16 protein-coding genes are annotated in these 15,470 nt (G+C 65.0%); 5 read left to right on the top strand and 11 right to left on the bottom strand.

Annotation, left to right across the window (positions count from 1 at the left end):
* Positions 1-33: 33 nt before the first annotated feature.
* From ACWHYV_RS09170 to ACWHYV_RS09140, 7 genes are all read right to left on the bottom strand, one after another.
* Positions 34-1,185, bottom strand: coding sequence for an efflux RND transporter periplasmic adaptor subunit (locus ACWHYV_RS09170; RefSeq protein WP_447980334.1), 1,152 nt, complete (start codon positions 1,183-1,185; stop codon positions 34-36).
* Positions 1,182-2,531 carry a TolC family protein gene (locus ACWHYV_RS09165; protein WP_447980333.1) on the bottom strand — a complete coding sequence of 450 codons (1,350 nt, stop codon included), beginning with the start codon at positions 2,529-2,531 and terminating at the stop codon, positions 1,182-1,184. The genes ACWHYV_RS09170 and ACWHYV_RS09165 overlap by 4 nt, the downstream gene beginning before the upstream one ends.
* Positions 2,532-2,623: 92 nt before the next feature.
* Positions 2,624-3,706, bottom strand: a complete 1,083-nt coding sequence (locus tag ACWHYV_RS09160) for a polyamine ABC transporter substrate-binding protein (RefSeq protein WP_447980332.1) — start codon at positions 3,704-3,706, stop codon at positions 2,624-2,626.
* Positions 3,703-4,476, bottom strand: coding sequence for an ABC transporter permease (locus tag ACWHYV_RS09155; RefSeq protein ID WP_447980331.1), 774 nt, complete (start codon positions 4,474-4,476; stop codon positions 3,703-3,705). Before ACWHYV_RS09155 ends, ACWHYV_RS09160 begins: the two co-directional genes overlap by 4 nt.
* Entirely contained in the window at positions 4,473-5,363 is an 891-nt protein-coding gene (locus ACWHYV_RS09150) for an ABC transporter permease (RefSeq protein WP_447980330.1), read from the bottom strand. The genes ACWHYV_RS09155 and ACWHYV_RS09150 overlap by 4 nt, the downstream gene beginning before the upstream one ends.
* Positions 5,360-6,442: an ABC transporter ATP-binding protein gene (locus ACWHYV_RS09145; protein ID WP_447980329.1), complete on the bottom strand. Its 1,083-nt coding sequence runs from the start codon at positions 6,440-6,442 to the stop codon at positions 5,360-5,362. The genes ACWHYV_RS09150 and ACWHYV_RS09145 overlap by 4 nt, the downstream gene beginning before the upstream one ends.
* 72 nt (positions 6,443-6,514) lie before the next feature.
* Positions 6,515-6,775, bottom strand: a complete 261-nt coding sequence (locus tag ACWHYV_RS09140; RefSeq protein WP_447980328.1) for a hypothetical protein — start codon at positions 6,773-6,775, stop codon at positions 6,515-6,517.
* A gap of 99 nt (positions 6,776-6,874) precedes the next feature.
* Here ACWHYV_RS09140 and glgC point away from each other — a divergent pair, with 99 nt between their 5' ends.
* The 5 genes from glgC to ACWHYV_RS09115 all read left to right on the top strand — a co-directional run bounded on the left by glgC (position 6,875) and on the right by ACWHYV_RS09115 (position 12,230).
* A complete protein-coding gene (glgC, locus tag ACWHYV_RS09135; protein ID WP_447980327.1) occupies positions 6,875-8,113 on the top strand; it encodes a glucose-1-phosphate adenylyltransferase in 1,239 nt (412 codons plus the stop codon).
* Entirely contained in the window at positions 8,088-9,944 is a 1,857-nt protein-coding gene (locus tag ACWHYV_RS09130; protein WP_447980326.1) for a helicase-related protein, read from the top strand. Before glgC ends, ACWHYV_RS09130 begins: the two co-directional genes overlap by 26 nt.
* A 55-nt stretch (positions 9,945-9,999) precedes the next feature.
* The gene (locus tag ACWHYV_RS09125; protein WP_447980325.1) at positions 10,000-11,040 is read left to right on the top strand and encodes a DEAD/DEAH box helicase; all 1,041 of its coding nucleotides are present in this window, start codon (positions 10,000-10,002) and stop codon (positions 11,038-11,040) included.
* Between the two features lie 27 nt (positions 11,041-11,067).
* Positions 11,068-11,520 carry a hypothetical protein gene (locus tag ACWHYV_RS09120; RefSeq protein ID WP_447980324.1) on the top strand — a complete coding sequence of 151 codons (453 nt, stop codon included), beginning with the start codon at positions 11,068-11,070 and terminating at the stop codon, positions 11,518-11,520.
* Positions 11,521-11,705: 185 nt separating this feature from the next.
* A complete protein-coding gene (locus ACWHYV_RS09115) occupies positions 11,706-12,230 on the top strand; it encodes a hypothetical protein (RefSeq protein WP_447980323.1) in 525 nt (174 codons plus the stop codon).
* A gap of 14 nt (positions 12,231-12,244) precedes the next feature.
* Here ACWHYV_RS09115 and glgA read toward each other — a convergent pair whose 3' ends face one another.
* Genes glgA through recO form a run of 4 tightly spaced genes read right to left on the bottom strand, consistent with a single transcriptional unit; the run spans position 12,245 to position 15,437 of the window.
* Positions 12,245-13,774, bottom strand: a complete 1,530-nt coding sequence (gene glgA / locus ACWHYV_RS09110) for a glycogen synthase GlgA (RefSeq protein ID WP_447980322.1) — start codon at positions 13,772-13,774, stop codon at positions 12,245-12,247.
* Positions 13,774-14,256: a hypothetical protein gene (locus ACWHYV_RS09105; protein ID WP_447980321.1), complete on the bottom strand. Its 483-nt coding sequence runs from the start codon at positions 14,254-14,256 to the stop codon at positions 13,774-13,776. Before ACWHYV_RS09105 ends, glgA begins: the two co-directional genes overlap by 1 nt.
* Positions 14,253-14,609 carry a gamma-butyrobetaine hydroxylase-like domain-containing protein gene (locus tag ACWHYV_RS09100; RefSeq protein ID WP_447980320.1) on the bottom strand — a complete coding sequence of 119 codons (357 nt, stop codon included), beginning with the start codon at positions 14,607-14,609 and terminating at the stop codon, positions 14,253-14,255. Before ACWHYV_RS09100 ends, ACWHYV_RS09105 begins: the two co-directional genes overlap by 4 nt.
* 33 nt (positions 14,610-14,642) lie before the next feature.
* Positions 14,643-15,437 carry a DNA repair protein RecO gene (gene recO, locus ACWHYV_RS09095; RefSeq protein ID WP_447980319.1) on the bottom strand — a complete coding sequence of 265 codons (795 nt, stop codon included), beginning with the start codon at positions 15,435-15,437 and terminating at the stop codon, positions 14,643-14,645.
* Between the last annotated feature and the right edge of the window lie 33 nt (positions 15,438-15,470).

Genomic DNA, 15,470 nt, shown 5'->3' with positions numbered 1-15,470 from the left:
GAGCGGACGCCGATCACACGCGGCCCCTCGCGGTCACGACGCGTTCGACTCCTTGCCCTTGAGGAAGATGGCGCCCTTGGTGACGATCCGCTGACCGGGCTTCAGACCGTCCACGATCCGGACTTGGCCGTCGGACGCGGTCCCGACCTTCACCTCTTGCCGGGTGTATTGCCCGTCGTCTCGCGCCAGATAGACGTATTCCTTGCCGTCAATCTCCAGGACGGCTTCCTTTGGAACCGCGATGAAGTCCGTGCCGTCCCCGATCTCGACATGGAGGCGGGCGAACATCTCGGGTTTCAGCTTGTGCGCTTCATTGTTGACCCACGCCCGGACCTTGATCGTGCGGCTGACCGGGTCGACGACGTCCCCGATCGCCGCGATCGCCGCGGGAAACTTCACGTGCTGATACGCCTCGACCGTGACCGTCGCCGTTTGCCCGACATGGACGAGATCGAGGTCCCGTTCATAGACGTCGGCGACGACTTGCAGCGTGTCCAGATCGGCGACCGTGAACAGGACTTGGGAGGCATCCCCGCCGACCGACTGGCCGGGCGTCACCGTGCGCTCCACGACCGTGCCCGTCAACGGGCTGCGCATCTCGAACCGGGAGGTGATCTTTTGCTTGTCGAGCGGCTTGTCCAATTCTTCGGCCGGAACGCGCAGCGACAGCAGCCGCTCCTTCGCCCGGCGAAACTCCGCCTTCGCCTTGATCAAGTCGTTCTCGGCCTGCTTGAGATCCTTCAAAGCGAGGGCCTTGGTCTCGTAGAGGTCTTTCGCCAACTCGTAGGCCCGGGTCGCGAACGTCAATTCCGAGTTCTCTTTGATGAAGTCCGAATAGGCCTGCGCGATGTCCGGGCTGTCGATGATCAGGAGAACCTGCCCCGCCTTGACCTGGTCCCCCAGCCTGGCGCGCACCTCGAGGACCCGGCCCTGCACGGGCGAGGAGATCTTCGAATACCGGTCTTCGCCGTAGGCGACCTTGCCGACGAGCGTGAGCGTCGAGGACTGCTGGCTGGACGCGACGACGGCCGTTTCGATCCGGTTCGCCGGCTCCGGCTGAACGCGCGGCTCCGCCGCGGGCGTCGGCGTCGCGGCGTTCGACGCCATCGGCTCCTCGTGCCGGCCGCATCCCACCGTCAGCAGGACGCCCAACAGCACCGCGACCCCGGCCGTCGAGCGCATCATGAGGGAATCTCCCGGCCAACCGCGCTTTCGAGCAGAAAGACCGTCCGCTGATAGTTGAACAGGGTTTCGATGTAATTCTGCTGGATCGTCCGCGAGGTCCGGGCCGCATCGAGCAGATCCAAGATCGTGGCCCCGCCGCGCTCGTACGCCTTTTCGACGATCGTCAGCGTCAGGCGGGCGTCCTCCAAGACACCCGCGCGGTACGCTTCCACCAGACGCCGGCTCTGGACCAGGTTGCGATAGGCGATGTCCACCTCGCTCTCGACTTGGAGGATCGTCTTCCGCAGATCCGCATCGGCGACTTGGAGAGCCACCTGCGCCTGGAGGATGCCGCCTTGGTTGCGGTTGAAGATCGGGAGCGGCAGGCCCAGGCTCACGGAGCCCTGCTGCGGGTTGTCGGGACCGCGCGAGCCCTGCACCGCCATCCCCGCCCCGATCGTGACGTCGGGATAGCGATAGGCCTTGGCGAGCTTCAGGTCGGCGATCCGCTGCGACTGGGTGAGCCGTTTCATGCGGATATCGGGACGGCTTTCGATCGCCAGCCCGCGCAACAGCTCGATGTCGGGCTCGACGCGATGGTAGTCGAGCTCGGTGGTCAACAGCAGCTCGACCGAGGGGGACAGCCCCAGCAAGAGCCGGAGATCGTTGCGGGCGGTGTCCGCTTCCTGGATGGCTTGGATGACCTGGGACTGGAAGTCGACGACCTGCAGGCGGATGCGGATGAGATCGACCTCGGCGATATACCCCTTCTTGAACCGGATCGTGTTGACTTCGAGGATTCGGGCAAACCGGTCTCGATTCTCCTCGGCGATCGCCAGGCGACGTTGCGCGAGCTGCACCCGGTAATAACTGTCCTTCACGGTGAAGCCGAGCTGCCGCACGGCGTCTTCGAAGTTCGCTTCCGCGGACTGCGTTCCGAAGGCCGCGCTCTCGATCCGATAACCGCGCTTGCCGGCCACCTCGAACAGTTGCTGCACGTTCGGGAACACCTGCCCGCTCCGCGCAAGGTTCTGAGTGACGGAGGCGACGGTATTGACCGCCAGCACCGGGTTGGGAAAGAGCCGAGCGGTGATCTGCTGGCCTCGGGCGGTGTCGATGCCGAAGCCCGTGATGATCAAATCGAGGTTCTGCCGGAGGAACAAGGCCAGCGCATCGTTGAGGCTGAGCCGCAACGCGCTCGGCTGCAGCGCCTCGGGCCGAACCGACTCCTTGACTTCGTTGCCCTGCGCCCAAGCGGCCGACAGGCCGGCGGTCCCGGCAATACAGCACCCGGTGAAGAGCATCGCGACCAGGAGGCGGACTCGGATACGCAAAGGACGGCGGCGGGTGAAGCGGTCGTGCCTCATCGAGGCGTTCGGGCTCCAGTCCAGGACGTCAAAGGCCAAGGACGCAAAAGCGGTTCATTATACCGACTTTTTCGTTCGTAGGACAGTCGCCGTCAACGAAGCTTCAGCTCCGTCCACCCCCGGTCGTAGACCCGGATCGTCTCCCCTACGTCCCGCATCCACTCCAGGCGATCGAACGCCGATTCCGGGGGATAGACGGCCGGGTTGTCGCGCAGCTCGGAGGGGACGAGCGCTTTCGCTTCACGGTTCGACGACGCAAAACGCAGACGTTCCGTCGTGCGTGCGGCGACGTCACGGTCGAGCAGGTAGTTGATAAAGCGCATCGCCAGGTCTTTGTGGGGCGACGCTTTGAGCACGACCAGACAATCGGACCAGATCGTCGCGCCTTCTTTCGGGACGACGTACCGGATCGAGGGCCGCTGCGCCATCGCCCGCGCCACCTGCCCGCCCCATCCGTGGGCGAGCACCACCTCGCCGGACGCCAAGAGCTGATCGTAGTGTTCGCTCGTGTAGGCTCTCACGAGCGGCTTTTGCGCCAACAGCTTTTGCTTGGCTCGCTCGATGGCGGCGGGATTCCGGGTGTTCATCGATTCGCCGATCGACCGAAGCGCCATCCCGAACACCTCGCGTTGGTCGTTCAGCACGCTGATCCGACCTTGGTACCGCGGATCCCAGAGCACGTCCCAGCTGTCGGGCGTCTCGGCCACGGCCTCGGAGTCGTACCCGATCCCGACGGTCCCCCAGAGGTAGGGCACCGAATGGCGATTCTCGGGGTCGAACGGCAACCGCTTGAGGTCGTCAAGGACGAGCGCGGCGTTCGGGATCTTCGAGAGGTCCAGGTCGGCGAGCAAGCCCAGCCGAGCCATGATCGAAACCATGAAATCGGACGGCACGGCCACGTCGTACCCGCCCGCCCCGCCTTGCAGCTTGGCGAGCAATTCCTCGTTGCTGCCGAACGTATCCACCACGACCTTGGCGCCCGTTTGCCGCTCGAAGCCCTCGAGCAGGTCCTGGCCCGCATAATCCGACCAGGTAAAGTAATACAGGGTCACCGCCGTGGGGACCGATGTCGGCGGGTCCTCGGGGGTGGGCTGGCACGCCGGCAGGAGCGCGCATACGATCGCGACCGCGCACAGCGTCTCTCGTGTCCACCAGGTCGCGCTCGACGTGCTCATCCGCGCCTCTCGCGTTGAAGCGCCACTGACAGGGCGACGAGGCCCATCGAGACGAGGACCAGGATGGCGGAAAGGGCGTTGATCGTGGGCGCGACGCCGGACTTGACCATGGAATAGACCTTCACCGGGAGGGTGGTCGAGCCCGGACCGCCGGTGAAGAACGTGACGATGAAGTCGTCCAGCGACAGCGTGAAGGCCATCAACAGGCCGCCGACGATGGCCGGGGCGAGCAGGGGCAACGTGATGCGGCGAAACGCCTGCCAGCGCGTCGCGCCCAGATCGTACGCCGCTTCGACCAGCCGGGGGTCCATCCGCCGCAGGCGCGCTCGCACGATCACCATCACCACGGGAAGATTGAACGCCGCATGGCCGATCGTGACGGTGACGAGGCTGAGCGGGAGCTTCACGGTGACGAAGAACAGCATCAGGGCCACGCCCAGCATCACTTCCGGCACGACGAGCGGCAAGAGCAGGGCCCCTTCGACCACGTGCCGAGCCCGCGTCGAGAGCCGCTCCAGGCTGACCGCGGCGGCCACGCCCAGTCCGCCGGCGATCGCGGTCGAGATCGAGGCGACGAGCAGGCTGTTCTGGACGGCCGTCAGCAAGGACCGATCCGCGAGCAACTCGCGATACCAATGGAGCGTCGGCCCGGACCAGGCGGTGGACAGCCGGGAAGCGCTGAACGAAAAGATGACGAGGACCGCGACCGGCGCATAGAGAAACAGCAGGGTCGCCACGCTCGTCCCGAGGAGCCACCTCGAACGGGTCATCGCGGCACCTGGTCCTCGAACAGCCCGCCATACTTGGCATAGCCCGCCAGGGCCACGACGACGACGGCGACCAGGGCGAACGAGATCGCCGAGCCGAACGGCCAATCCCGCACCACGAGATACTCGTGCTGCACGAGGTTGCCGATCATCATGCTGCGTGCCCCGCCCAGGAGATCCGGGGTGATATAGGCGCCCAGCGAAGGGATGAAGACGAGCAGGCATCCGGCCACGATGCCGGGCCGGATCAGCGGCACGACGACGCGACGGAACACCGTAGGCCCGGAGGCATAGAGATCCCAGGCGGCCTCCACCACCGACCGATCCAACCGCACGATCGCCGCATAGAGCGGCAACACCATGAACGGGAGATAGCCATAGACGAGACCGATCAGGACCGCGAGGTCCGTATGGAGCACCTGGAGCGGCGTCTCGATGATCCCAAGGCGCAGCAACATGGCGTTGAGCGGCCCGTCGCTTCGAAGGAGGAACATCCAGGCATAGGTCCGCACGAGAAAATTGGTCCAGAACGGGACGATCACGAGGAGCAGCCACACCCCTTGCCGTCGGACGGGGGCCCGGGCAATGTAGTAGGCCAATGGAAAGCCGATGAGCAGGCACAACGCGGTGGTCAGGGCGGCAAGGATGAGCGAGCGCAGGTAGATCCGAGCGTACAGGGGGTCGAGCAGGACGGCGTAATTCGTGGCGGTAAAGGTCCATTCGACGCCGCCATATACGCCGCGCGAGGCGAAGCTGACGGCGAAGACGAGCACGAGCGGCAGGAAAAAGAACGCCGTCATCCAGACGACCGGCGGCAGCAGCGGCCAAGGCCACTTCAGGACGCGCTGCTTGAACAGGCTGCTGCGAGACGGTGCGCCGTCGGTGATCACTCGGTCAGCACGATGCCGTCGCCGGCGTTCCAGTGGACGTAGACGGGCTCACCCGGCACGAAGACCTTCTGGTCGGCGCGGAGGTTCGCGACGTGGGCCTCCCACACGACCGCGGGCGACACTCTGATCCAGTAGTGCATGTCGCCGCCGTTGTAGACCGCCTTCTCGACACGGCCCGGCATGCAATTGTCGAACTCGGGCGCCGCCTCCCGGGCCAGCGAGACGCGCTCCGGCCGGAGGATGAGGACGACGCGGCTTCCGATCGGGAGCCCCGGGTGCGTGGCTCGGAGCACCGGCAGGCCCTCGACGACGATCCGGCAGTGCGGTCCGACCGCCTGGTCGACGCGCCCCTCGCATTCATTGGCCGTACCGACGAAGCGTGCGACGGCGCGCGAGACCGGCGACTCGTAGATCTCCCGAGGCGGCCCGACCTGAAGGATCCGGCCGTGACGCATCACGGCGATCCGGTCCGACATCGTCAGCGCCTCCTCCTGGTGATGGGTCACACAAATGAACGTGAGCCCCACCTGCTCTTGAATCGCCTTGAGCTCGATCTGCATGTCGCGCCGCAACTGCTGGTCGAGCGCCCCCAACGGCTCATCGAGCAGGACGACCGCCGGGCGGTTCACGAGCGCCCGAGCCAAAGCGACGCGCTGCTGCTCGCCGCCCGACAGCTGTGCGGGAAACCGCGCGTGCTTGTCGGCAAGGCGCACCATGTCCAGGGCGGATTCCACGCGGCGGCGGATTTCAGCGGCCGGAAGCCGGCGCATCTCCAGGCCGAACGAGACGTTCCGAAAGACGGTCAGATGGGGAAAGAGGGCGTAGTGTTGAAAAACCAGGTTGACCGGCCGCTGATTGGGCGGCACGCCCCGCATCGACCGGCCTTCAATGAGGATCTCGCCGCCGTCGGGCCGTTCGAAGCCGGCCAGGAGACGCAACACCGTCGTCTTCCCGGACCCGCTGGGGCCCAACAACGAGAAGAACTCGCCGCGCTTGACGGAGAAGGAGCAGTGCTCGACGGCGACCGTCGAGCCGTGTGACTTGAGAAGGTCTCGTATCTCGACGCTGAAGTGACCCAAGGAAGGATCGGGGTGGTTAACGCGCATCGGACGCCGGGCCGGCGCCGACACGCACGGGCGTCGCTCGCCCGCTCAGGAATCGGTATGGCCGCGCTTTCGAATGCGCAGCCGGTGCTGATGCTGCCGTAACAGCTCTCGCCGGAGGACTTCGCGATCTTCGGCCACGATCTTGACCAACCGGTCTTCGTCTTCGGCGTGGTCGCGCACGAGCTCGGAGAGCTTCTGAACCTGCCGTTCCAAGCGGTCCAGCCGCCAGAAGACCTCCTGCAACCCGGCCGGCACCCCGCCGTTCTTGCTTGCACGGACCGCCTTTACCGCAGGCACCTTGGGCATCACGATCCTCCTCTGAACGCCGCCGTCATGGCTAGTATCGTCAGGATCGAGGCGGGTGTCAATCTTTCTATTTCCCGCCCGTCCTGTTAGAATCGCGCCATGCAAAACGTCTTCACGATGGTGCTGGCCGGGGGTAAGGGCGAGCGGCTCTACCCGCTCACGCAGTACCGGGCCAAGCCGGCCGTCCCCTTCGGGGGAAAGTATCGCATCATCGATTTCACGCTCAGCAATTGCATCAACTCCGGGCTCCGCCAGATCGCCGTCCTGATCCAGTACAAATCCCATTCCCTCGATCGCCATATCCGGTGCGGCTGGACCATCCTGAGTTCGGAGCTCGGCGAATACATCTCGTCGATCCCCCCCCAGCAGCGGATCAGCGAGGATTGGTACAAGGGCACCGCCGACGCCGTCTACCAGAACCTGTTCCTGCTCGACAGCGAGCACCGCGACTACCTGCTCGTCCTCGCCGGCGACCATATTTATAAGATGAATTATGCCGAGATGGTGGCCTTTCTCGAAGACAGGCAGGCGGACGCCGTGGTGGGCGCGATCGAGTTCCCCGTGGCCGAAGCGACCCGGTTCGGCGTGATCACCGTCGACGAGCAGAACCGAATCCTCCGGTTCGACGAGAAGCCGAAAAACCCGACGCCGATGCCCCATGATCCGGCTCATGCCTTCGTCTCGATGGGCATTTATTTGTTCAAGACCGACGTGATCCGCGAGCGGCTGATCGAGGACGCCAAGCAAGACACCCTGCACGACTTCGGGAAGAACATCGTCCCCCGGATGATCGAGACCCATCGCGTCTTCGCGTTCAAGTTTCAGGACGAGAACAAGAAAGAGGTGAAGTACTGGCGGGACATCGGCACCCTCGACGCCTACTGGGAAGCCAACATGGATCTCGTCGCCGTCGATCCCCTCTTCAACCTGTACGACCAGCATTGGCCGATCCGGACCTATCAAGGTCAGTTCCCGCCGGCGAAGTTCGTCTTCGCCCAGGACTTTCAAGGCGGCCGCATGGGGGTCGCGCTCGACTCGATCGTCTGCGGCGGCTGCATCATCTCGGGCGGCCGGGTGCAGAACTCCGTGCTCTCCCCCAACGTCATCGTGCAGGACCACGCCGACGTCCGCGAGTCCGTCCTGATGGAGAACGTCGTCATCGGTGAGCACGCGCGAATCCGCCGCGCGATCATCGACAAGGACGTCGTGATTCCTCCGAAGACCGAGATCGGCTACGATCATGAGACCGATCGGCGTCGGTTTACGGTGACCGACTCCGGTCTGGTGGCCATCTCGAAGGGAATGAAGTTGAATGCCGCCCTCAATCCACCCGGTTGACCTGATCTCGACCCTTCGCCACAAGCACCTCACCCCGGCCATCGTGTTCCTGACCTCCCGTCGCGCCTGCGACGAAGCCATCCAGGCGTTTCAGCGAAGCCACGTGGCCCTGCCGCGCCCCCGACAAGAGGCGATCACCGCCGTGCTCGAGGACGTGATCCGACAGTATCCCAGCATCGCGGACCATCCCTTGCTCCCCACCGTCACTCAGGTCGGCGTCGCGGCCCACCACGCGGGCCATCTGCCGTCCTGGAAGATCGCGGTCGAGGAGCTCATGCGTCGGGGCTGTCTGGACGCGGTCTTCGCGACCACGACGCTGGCCGCCGGGGTGGACTTTCCCGCGAGAACCGTCGTGATCACCCAGTCCAGCGTGCGGAAGACGCAGGACTTCACGGAGCTGACCGTGGGGGAGATCCAGCAACTCGCGGGCCGCGCCGGCCGCCGCGGGAAAGACTTGGTCGGCTTCGCGATCGTCACCCCCTCGCCCTACATCGATCTCGAGGTGCTCGCGAAGGGGCTGACCGGTCAGCCCGAGCCGATCGACAGCCAGTTCGTGATCACGTACCCGATGGTCCTGAACCTGCTGAAGGCCCATCCGCTGGATCACATTCATTCGATCCTGGCGAAGAGCTTCGCCCAGTTTCAGCTCAACCGGCGGGCGGAAACGCTCGAGACCAAGCTGGATGCCCTGCGCGAGGCCATGGCGCCGTACGGCCCGCGTGTTTGCGCCGACTGGATCACCCAGTGGCACCTCTTCGACCAAGCCCGCCGGCGAAAAGCGCATCGAGTGCAGGTCAAGCGCCGCGAGCCGCCCGAGCTGACCGCCAAGCTGCATTTTCTCACGCCCGGTCGGGTCGCCGGCCTGCCGCGCGGAAGAGGCGTCATCCTGCGGCAGTATCGGAGCCGGGGACAGCGGAACCCGATGATCACCGTGCTCCGGCCGGGCGGGATGATTACCGAGTGCCCGGCGGACCTGGTGACCCATGTCTACGACCGCACGTTCGACGTCGTCGAGGCGCCCGGCTATCCCTGGTGTACCCATAAGAATCTCGATCTGCTGATCGGGCAGCTCCAGGAGCTGCCCGCTCGCCTCCCCTCGCTCCCGATCCTGGTGCCCGCGGAGGGGGAAGAACCGGATGTCGGCGAAACGTTGACCGACGAGTTTCCGTGCCCAACGTGCCCGTCGCGGCCCGCCTGCCAGAAGGATCATGCGGCAGCCTATCGGCTGCGACAGGAGATCACCCGCCACACGAAGATGATTCAAGCGTTGCGCACGGGTCTGTGGCACCGGTTCCAGTCGCGCGCGGAAGTGTTGCAGGAGTTCGGCTATCTCACCCCGTCCTTTCAGTTGACGGACGCCGGTGAATGGGCGCGCTTGATCCGGATCGACCACTCGCTGCTCATCACCGAGCTGATTCGTGCGGAAGCCTTCACCGGCGTCGAGCCGCAGATCCTGGCCGGCGTGCTGGCCAGCATCGCGCACGACGACGATCGACCGGGTGGGTTTCCGCGGGCGAGCAGCGGGCTGTTGTCGCTGCTGGGCCAAGTTCGGTACCTCGCCCAGTCCCTCGCGGCCCACGAAGATCCTCCGCTGTTGCGCGCGGACGTCGCCGCCCTCACGGAGCGATGGATCGGCGATCCAAACCTGACGTGGATCGGGTTGTGCCGGTTGACGACGATGGCCGAAGGCGACATCTATCGGCTCCTGGCCCGCACGCTCGAATATCTCTCGCAAGTGCACCAGCTCCATGCGAGCCACCCGGGCCTCGCAGACACCGCGGAGAAGGCCATCAAAGCCTTGCGAAGAGGGGTGCTGGAGGAGCTGCCCTGAGGGCGTCATACGGACACGGGAACGAGCACGTGATCGGAACGAAACGAGCTGACGGATGACCACGGAAGAGCTGGAACAGTTGCTGGCACAACAACCGGTGAGCCGCCTTCATCGCCTGGCGCGCGGCCGCATCCGGCGGCACTTTCGGCTCGGGAAGCGGAAGCTGATCGAGGCCCTGCTCCAGCACTCCTCCGAAAACCGGGCGGGGCTCGAATCGGATCTCACCACCTTGATCGAGCAGGACCGGGCCCATCCAGGCGGACGCCGGTCCGAGCGGCCGACGCCGGCGCGCGCGCCGGACGCGGCGGCACCCACGCCGCGCCCCGCCGAGCCCAGCGAGCCGCCGGTCGATCTCCAGGCGTTTCTCACGGGCATCGGCGTCCCTCCGCCGCAGCCCTTCATCCCCGATCCCTGGCAGGAAGAAGCGCTGACCCATTTGATGACGACCGACGTGATCGTCAGCGTGCCGACCGGGAGCGGCAAAACCTACGTGGCCGTGGAGGCCGCCAAGCGCGCTATTGACGCCGACCGTACAGTCATCTATACGTCTCCTCTCAAGGCCCTCTCGAATACGAAGTTCACCGAGTTCGCGAAGATCTTCGGTGCCGATCGAGTGGGGATCCTCACCGGCGACCGGCGCGACAACCCGCAGGCCCCGCTCTTGATCATGACGACGGAGATCCTCAGAAACCTCCTCTATGATGCGGCCGGCGGGGAGATCGACGTGCGCCTGGACACCTTGGGCCTCGTGATCCTCGATGAATCCCAGTACATCGCCGACCCCGAGCGCGGCGTGGTCTGGGAAGAGACCATTATCTTCTGCCCAAGCCAAGCCCGGCTGCTCCTGCTGTCCGCCTCGATCGGCAATCCCGACGACATCGCGGCCTGGCTCACGAGCATTCGGCCCACGCCCTGCCAACTGGTCCGTCACGACCGACGGTCCGTTCCGTTGCGCGCCGGGTATCTCCACCCCAACGGCAAGCTGGTGCCGCTGTTTCGGACCACGGGCATCCCGAAGGGGACGAACACGCCCCTGCATCCCGAGGCGAAACGGCTGTTTGCACAGTACGAAGAAGACACCCTGCGAGGCCGATAGTCGGGAGGGCCGCCGGCGACCGCTAGTATGGAACTCACCATCGGGTCAAACGTCTTTCGGAATGCCAGCGGAGTGATCAAGATCGAGGGGAAAGAGCAGATCGTGCTCGAGGTGCGGGCCGAAGATCCTCGGCTCTTGCTCACGCTCGATCTCTACGAGGCGGATGGGGTGCATGTCGCACACCTGCGCCGAAACGTATGGCGGTTCAATGCAAAGACCCGCTTCGAGCTCGAGACGAGTCCGGTCTTGTCCCTCTTCACCTATCCCTTTTGGGTCAAGATCCTGGACACCCAGACGGGCGCGGCGGTGCTCGATATTCATTTGGTCAAGGAAGACACGGTGTTCGTCGCAAGCGGGCGCATCCACAGCCACAAGGGCCGCTTGCTCGAGGTGACGCCGCATTTCCTCCGGTTTCCCGGGACGCCGACCATGTTCGGAAGTGCACAGGACGTGCGCGGCACCGCCGTCTCCATCGGCTGACGTCGGTTGCAAAAATGTCACGCCATGGCCGTGGTTGCAAAAACACACCAGTTGAGATTTTACAACGGTTCTTGTACCCCTCAACGGTAGCTACTGACGCCTTTTCAGCTAGTTAGATAACGACGACTCCGGCATCCCTCTTGCTGCATTCTTCCCTCACGTCCAAAAGTCCGACGAGCACGATCATGAAACAAGTATTCGCCTTGCTCGGTCTCCTCCTCATCCTCTCCGGCTGTCAGACGGCCAAGCCGACGGCGGCCGTCGGGGCAATGGACAACTCGGGGTTCATGAGTCTTTGGAAGACCTACCGGCAGTGCCAGGCGGGGACGGACTTCGAAACGATGCGGCTGTATGCGGTCCAACTCGAGACGATCGCCCATCAGCCGAGAGCGATGCTCGATCCGGACATCCCCCTTCCACGGGTCATTCGCCGATGGGTGTCCGAACCGGCGAACCGTTTGGCGGTCGATCCCAAAGCGATGGCCGCGGCGTGTACCATCCGTGCAGGGCATGTCGCCCTGTCCGCTGGACGTTGGGACGTCGCCGACGAGATGTTCCGGGCTGTCCTCAAGTACCCCGAACCCGGCTACAGCTACTATGTCACGCAGGCGCGAGGCGGCTTGGCTCAGATCACCGTCGAAGCGCGGCTGTCCGGGGTTCCTCTCTCCGAACAGTTGGCGGCGCTACCCATCCTAGCCCCCTCCCCGTAACCGGTCCGTTCTCGCTACGTCCGCCCGGCCAACGCCCTCGTCTTGTCGTACAGTGCAAGGTACGACCGGGCTGAACGCGCCCAGGATACATCGGTCTTCATCCCTGCACGCATCAGCGTGTGCCAGTCTTCCTGGTCCCGATACACCCGCACCGCCAGCAGGATCGCCGTGAGGAACGCGTGCTCGCTGATCTCACCAAAGAGGAACCCCGTCGCGCGCTTTTCGGCGATTGCGAGCGGCGAGTACGGGATTACGGTGTCGGCCAGCCCGCCCGTCCGGCGGACGATCGGCACGGTCCCATAGCGCAGGCTGTACATCTGATTGAGTCCGCACGGCTCATACCGCGACGGCATCAGGAAGAGGTCGGCTCCCCCCTCGATCCGATGGGCCAGCCCTTCGTCAAAACCGATGCGGACCCCGATCTTGTTGGGAAAACGCTCGCGCCATTCTCTGAATCGGGCTTCTAACGGCGGATCCCCCGTGCCGAGGAGTACGAGCTGGAGGTCGAGCGCCATCAGCTCCGGGAGGATGCCGAGGACGAGGTCCAATCCTTTTTGCGGCGTCAACCGCGAGACGATGCCGAGGAGCGGCACGTTCTTCGTCGGCAGCTTGTATTCGCGCTGCAACGCGGCCTTACACACCCTCTTCCCTGACGGATCTTCGGCGTGGTAGTGAGCCGGCAGATGCACGTCGGTCGCCGGATTCCACACCTCGATGTCGATGCCGTTGACGATACCCGAGAGCCGGTCCCGACGCTCGCGAATGACGCCGTCCAGCCCGAAGCCGAGCTCCGGGGTCTGAATCTCTCGGCTATAGGTCTCGCTCACCGTCGAGAGCGCGTCTGCGAACACCAGACCGCCTTTCAGCAGATTGCAGGACCCATAGAACTCGAGGGCCGCCGGGGCGAACAACGACCAGGGAAGACCGGTTCGAGGAAACTGCGGCGCCGGGAAGATCCCTTGATATCCGAGGTTGTGGACGGTGAACAGAGAAGCCGTACCCCGGCGTTGAATGGACGCCGCATGGAGGGTCTTGGCATAGACGACGCACAGCGCAGCTTGCCAGTCGTGCGCATGCAGGACATCCGCCGTCCATGATTCCGAGGCCTCGAAGTGTGCCTGCAATTCCATCACCGCCCGGCAGAACAGGGCGAACCGCTCGAGGTTGTCGGGATAGTCGGCACCCGCTTCCTGATAGAGGCCGGCGCGGCCGAAGTAGGGATCGTAACGGACGGTGTACAGGCGCGCCTGCCGGTCGGGTGGAAGGGTCGGGTCCGGCATCCGGCTCATCTCCACCGAGACGTGGACCGGACCGTGCCACGTCGGGACGGACAAGCGGCCCCACTCCTTCGTCTCCTCGCGCCCGCTCAGCATGGCATAGCGGGGCATGACCAGTCGGACATCGTGACCGAGTCGGGCGAGCTCGCGCGGCAAGGCCCCCGCGACGTCCGCCAGCCCGCCAGTCTTGGCATAGGGAGTCGCTTCAGAGGCGACCAACAGGATCCGGGAGGCACGCGCAGGGGCGGGATCGGTGAGGAGGGCCATCAGGGCTTGGAGGGAGAGACCGATCCCGTCTCGAGACGGGTCTTGAACTGGCCCTCATACTTCCAAGTCTTGGCGATCTTGTGGAGGTCTTCCGCCGGCAGGTGCTCCCGATAGACCAGACGGCCATCGATGAAGGCCAGAAGCTCTTCCCGGTCGGCATAGACGAAGAAGAGCCCCGGCTCCGAGACGATCTGGGCTTCCCTCCAATCCGGCGGCGGCTCCGCCGGGGCGGTCCGGAACCGCGGGACATAGCTGCCGTTCTTGACCGGATAGAACTGCATCTGCTCGAGATGGCTGTACGTCGGGTCGCCCCACGTCTCCAGAAAGGCTTCCGGCGACAGGACGTGCAAGCGGAAGTCGCTGTGCCGGATCGCGCTCTTTTGCTCCTCGAGCGTGACGACGTGGCAGCCGATCGCGGCGGCGAGCAACAACGCAACGGGTACAGCCCCTGACACGACCCGCCGGGCGAGAAGGCGTCTCATAGTAATCGCTTGCTCCTGGGTTCCTCTGCCCTGACCGGTTGACAGAGATGGCATTGGCACAGGCGGCGCAGGAAGGTGTAGCTGTAGATCCCCGTATCGTGGCCGTCGCTCCAGGTGATCTTGAACGCGTATCGACCGACCGGTTCGATGTCCTCCAGGCGGATCAGCAACGGGACGTCGTCGGGTTTGAGTCGAAGCTCCCCCGTCCATTCATCGGTACAGGCGGCGCACGGACAATGCTGCCTGAGGAACCGGACGGGATAGACGCCCTTGTGCCCGTCGCTCCATTCGATGCCGAGCACCCCCTTGTCGATCCATTCCATGTCTCTGGGCTCGAGCGTCGCCGTGCTCATCGTGTCCTCACTGTCGACACTATAGCCCAGCTTTCACGGCGGCACAACTGATCGATACGGGGCTCCGGCCGGCTCCGCGACCAAGAAGTCGGCGGGCGGGAGTTGCCTGCCGGTCACGATGGTTACGTACGCCTCGATCGCCGCCTCGAGCTCGAGCTGGACTGACGGGGGAGCCTTCAGCCGCGTCAAGGCTGCTGGCACCCACCGGAGGGCATGCTGCAGCAAGGCCCGCGCGCTCGGAGACAGGGCGCGGCAACGCCCCGCAGACCGCTGGCCGCAGGGCTCGCACAGCACGCCGCCGGACTGCGGCGAGAACCAGATCCGTGCGAGGCCGGCCTTCGCCACCGGCCCCCCGCATCCCGAACAGTGGTCCGTCTGAGGCGCAAAGCCGGCCTCACCGAGCAGGCGGATCTGATAGAGCAGGACGACGAGCCCGGCATCCGCGCTGCCTTGCAAGGCGCGCAGCCCGCTCAGCAGCATGTCGAAGAGCTTCGGCCCGGCGTCGCCCTCCCCCGTGACGGCGGCGACCAGATTCGCCAGGCGGGCGGCGGCGGACATCAGTGTGAGATCCTCGCGCAACAGGGGAAACGTCTCGCGAATGTCCGCCTGAGTGATCCGATACAAGGGATCGTGGTGCTTCTGAAAGAGGTTGAGATCGGAGACGACGAACGGCTCGAGCGCGCTCCCAAATCGGCTCTTGATGCGCCTGGCCCCGCGCGCCACGCCGCGCACCTTTCCGAACCGCAGCGTGTAGAAGGTGACGATGCGGTCCGCCTCGCCCCATTTGCGGCTGTTCAGCGCGATGGCAGGGGTTTTCAGCAGCGCCATGCGGGGTGTCTATCACGAATCGCCGCATCGGGC

Source organism: Candidatus Nitrospira bockiana (genome assembly GCF_965152565.1).
The sequence above is the reverse complement of the archived record's forward strand: the minus strand, read 5'-3'. Positions and strand labels throughout refer to the sequence as shown.